A 1286-nucleotide genomic window follows, 5' to 3' on the forward strand; every position below is an offset into this window, starting at 1 on the left:
CAATTGCACCGACCAGTGCAAACAGTGTTCCGATGATCGTGACCAGATAAACGGTATTGCCCAGCGATGGAATTAATACGTCAATCAATACTGATCCCAGTAACTGGCCCGCCGTTGAAGCAACCCCCAGCATCAGTAACCCCAGACCTCTGACCAAAATGGCCATTAAACTGATAGACATTAGTCCAAGCGGGCCGCCAAGATACATCCACCAGACATCTGGTAATTGAACAGTGACGTGCCCTAATGCGACACGAATAGCTAGCGCTGTGCCTAAAACACAAAATCCAACGATGAAATTCCAGGTGATTGAAACCAGCATGGATCCCGTAGCTTCAGCTACTTTTGCATTTCCAGCGGGCTGCCATCCTGCAAGCAAACCAGCTAAGAACGGAAGAATGGCAAGTAAGATGAAAGAGGTAGAATGCCACTGCGGTGACACAACAAAAATCGTAGCAATAACCGCAAATAATGCACCGATGATGCGATAAGGGGTAAAGTATTTTTTCTCGTCGACACCGATACCAAAGCGATCGCAAAGTAAACCAGACAGCAATAGCGCGGAGATCAGTGCTGTTTGAAACGTTGCGACCCCGAGTGCGCTGGCTGATGCGCCTTCAGAAAATACCACCATCGCTCCACAGAGACCGGCAAACCAGTTCCAGAGAGGAACTTTTCGGTTTTTAATCAGAGAAGGAATTGCCGCAAATTGTTGCCGGGTTTCTTTTCGCGCCATAATAATAAAAAACATCACGACTAAACCACTGGCAAAGGAGATAACTGCGCATGCATTACCATCCTGTAACCAGTGACCTAATTGACCATTCACCGCTGATTGCATAGGGGAGAGCATACCCGCAAGAATCGTGGCAAGCATCCATAAGGGAGTTGAGGTAATGACTCCAACTTACTGATAGTGTTTTATGTTCAGATAATGCCCGATGACCTTGTCATGCAGCTCCACCGATTTTGAGAACGACAGTGACTTCCGTCCCAGCCTTGCCAGATGTTGTCTCAGATTCAGATTATGTCGCTCAATGCGCTGCGTGTAACGCTTGCTGATAACGTGCAGCTTTCCCTTCAGGCGTGATTCATACAGCGGCCAGCCATCCGTCATCCATACCACGACCTCAAAGGCCGACAGCAGGCTCAGAAGACGCTCCAGTGTGGCCAGAGTGCGTTCACCGAAGACGTGCGCCACAACCGTCCTCCGTATCCTGTCATACGCGTAAAACAGCCAGCGCTGACGTGATTTAGCACCGACGTAGCCCCACTGTTCGTCCATG

Annotated in this window: 1 protein-coding gene and 1 pseudogene; both read right to left on the reverse strand. The window is 49.3% G+C overall.

What is annotated here, in order from left to right:
• On the reverse strand, nt 1-877 hold an 877-nt coding region (locus tag RTW80_RS25435; protein ID WP_312720833.1), incomplete at its 3' end, for a DMT family transporter.
• 30 nt (nt 878-907) lie between these two features.
• A pseudogene (locus RTW80_RS25440) lies at nt 908-1286 on the reverse strand (IS1-like element IS1X2 family transposase); the annotation flags it as partial.

It is taken from the genome of Escherichia sp. AM3, from assembly GCF_032029835.1.
Classification (GTDB): domain Bacteria; phylum Pseudomonadota; class Gammaproteobacteria; order Enterobacterales; family Enterobacteriaceae; genus Escherichia; species Escherichia coli.